The organism is Roseateles sp. P5_B10, assembly GCF_056400485.1.
On record NZ_JBFULE010000867.1, the window covers coordinates 1 to 2,143 of the forward strand.

Here is a 2,143-nt window from a genome sequence, read left to right on the forward strand (position 1 = left end):
GACGCGACCTGGACGCGGGCCTGAAGCAGGCGCATCTCGTCCGCCAGCTCAGCAATCTTAAGCTTAGCCAGGGCCGCAGCGAGAACGCCGACGGCCGAGGCAATGGCGGTGACCTTGCCGCCGAAGGCCTCCAGGCTGCCGGACGTCTTCTTCAGTTCTCGGTCGACCTGGCGCTGTCCGTCGATCAGCTGCCGCGTGTCGAGCGAAACGTCGTAGTAGATCGCCCCTACGTTGGTGCCGCCGTTACCCATGCCCACGCTCCTCGTGCGCCTTCATGGTGGCCTCGTACTCCTCGCGGGTCGGCACGTCACGCTTCTTCTTTCCAGCGTCCGGGAACTTCATCGCGAACATGGTCTGAAACTCGGTCATGGACAGGGCCTCGGCGTCTTCGCTGGACAGGCCCAGGTGCACACGGGCGGCGGAGACGTACTCGGCGGCATGGAACTCGGCGGCAAACTTGCCGTCGCCGGCCTGTGGCGTGGCCGTGCCCATGATCCCGTGCCGCATCAGGTGCTGAGCCACGATGACCTGCTCGGCCTGTGGCATCGCGCCGACGTGCCGGGTGTCACCGTCGCGCCAGCCGATCAGCGGTGTCGGGTCTTCCTGATCGCACAGACAAGCCAGCACATAGGCCGCTTCCGCCGGGGCATGCGGCCCATGCAGGGCGGCGAACAAGCTGATGATCTCACCGGGGCTCCCGAGCGAGGCAATGCGGCCGAGCGACGGCCGAAAGACGAATTCGGTCCCGTCGCCGGCCGTCGCTCGCACGAGGCCGGATTCGACGAGCATCAGAAGTCGAAGAGCTGGGCCTTGAGCGTGGCGGCGCCGGTGATGTGCACGACGCCCTTGCAGAAGGCGCTGATCGTGCCGAGCACAACGGCCACGCTCAGGCCGGCACCGACCACGATGGCCTTACCGCTGGACACATCCACCGCGCCGATGCCGGGCACCGAGACGGTCGTGCCGCCGTCGCCATCGATGGTCGCGGTCAGGCTGCCGCCGGTGGTGTTGGTCAGCACCAGCAACTGCTTCTTGGTGGCGCTGAAAGTGATCGTATCGTCGGCCGACAGCGTAGTGATCGCCGCGGCGAAAGGGCCGACTTGGCCGGCGTTGATAGATGCAATGGCTGCCATGATTGATCCTTAGGGTGCACGGGTGTAGGCAACGTTGCCGTTGCTCATGGCGGACAGGCTCCAGGTGGCCACGTCCGAATAGGGGCGGTCGTCGGACCACTCGTTGACGATGAAGGGGCCTTCCCACTTGTCGCCGTCGGGGTCGGTCATTCGCAGCCAGACCTTGGGCTGGTTGTTCGTGCCGGCGCCCGGGCTGATGGCCTGGACTTTCATGTTTTTCTGGTTGCTGACGTCCTCGCCGTAGCTGACGCCGTCGCCGCTGAACTCGACGCTCTTGAACGTCACCAGGTTTTCCTTGGTGAAGTTCGGCGAGTCGTCGGCCGTGGCATCGACGGTGTCCCATGAAACCTTCATGGACTTGCCACGCATGGCGCCCAGGCGCGAATAGGTCAGCGTTGTCGGGTCGACGTTCTCGAGCGCGATCGCGAACTCGACAACGACGTCRCGCCCGACGAATTTAGGAGAAGCCATGGTGCGAGGTCCTCAGTTGGTGATTGCCTGGACGGCGATTTCAAAGACGGGCCGCCCGTCATCGGTCGGCATGTAGACCGGCTCGGCCGGCTGCAGGGAAATAAGGGTGCCGCTGCTGGTGCGCATCTCTTCGACGATGGCGTCGGCCGCTTCGCTGACTTCGGAGGCCTCGGCGTTCTCGGCGCCGATCAGCGACACGGTGAACTGAGGGCGGCGCACGAGATCTGCGGGCAGGCCGCCGGCCGGCTTGATGACGCAGAAGCGGTCGGCCTTCTCGCCGTCGCGCCAGCGGCCGAACTGGACCCGCCAGCCCGGAAGCAGCGGAGTCACAAAATCGCGCAGGGCGTCGGCAGCACTCATGCCCATGAATGCTAGGAAGGCGCGATCAGGTGCGGATTGCGCCCGTGATGACGGCCCGGATGTTGGGCTCCGCTTGCTCAAACCCGAGCTTCAGGAATTCCTTCATCGCCGTGGCGCGGCGAAAATTCTGCGGGTTGCTGGGGTCGTGCACGGGCAGCGCATAGGCCGCGGTGTAGCCC

Annotated in this window: 5 protein-coding genes; all 5 read right to left on the reverse strand. The window is 65.5% G+C overall.

What is annotated here, in order from left to right; genetic code table 11:
- The coding region (locus AC1DU6_RS28645; protein ID WP_477861283.1) for a hypothetical protein at window positions 1-251 on the reverse strand (251 nt) is incomplete at its 3' end.
- Window positions 244-789 (reverse strand): DUF6246 family protein, encoded by a 546-nt coding sequence (locus AC1DU6_RS28650; protein WP_477861285.1) that lies wholly within the window; start codon window positions 787-789, stop codon window positions 244-246. The genes AC1DU6_RS28650 and AC1DU6_RS28645, both read right to left, overlap by 8 nt.
- Window positions 789-1,133, reverse strand: a complete 345-nt coding sequence (locus AC1DU6_RS28655; protein ID WP_477861287.1) for a hypothetical protein — start codon at window positions 1,131-1,133, stop codon at window positions 789-791. Before AC1DU6_RS28655 ends, AC1DU6_RS28650 begins: the two co-directional genes overlap by 1 nt.
- Window positions 1,134-1,142: 9 nt before the next feature.
- On the reverse strand, window positions 1,143-1,604 hold the full coding sequence (locus AC1DU6_RS28660) for a phage tail tube protein (protein ID WP_477861289.1): 462 nt from the start codon (window positions 1,602-1,604) through the stop codon (window positions 1,143-1,145).
- A gap of 12 nt (window positions 1,605-1,616) precedes the next feature.
- Window positions 1,617-1,964: a phage tail termination protein gene (locus AC1DU6_RS28665; RefSeq protein WP_477861290.1), complete on the reverse strand. Its 348-nt coding sequence runs from the start codon at window positions 1,962-1,964 to the stop codon at window positions 1,617-1,619.
- Window positions 1,965-2,143 lie beyond the last annotated feature (179 nt).

What these genes read in the sequence shown, in the direction of transcription:
- AC1DU6_RS28650 (WP_477861285.1), bottom strand. Translation starts at nt 789, where the DNA reads ATGCTCGTCGAATCCGGCCTCGTGCGAGCGACGGCCGGCGACGGGACC.
- AC1DU6_RS28655 (WP_477861287.1), bottom strand. Translation starts at nt 1,133, where the DNA reads ATGGCAGCCATTGCATCTATCAACGCCGGCCAAGTCGGCCCTTTCGCC.
- AC1DU6_RS28665 (WP_477861290.1), bottom strand. Translation starts at nt 1,964, where the DNA reads ATGAGTGCTGCCGACGCCCTGCGCGATTTTGTGACTCCGCTGCTTCCG.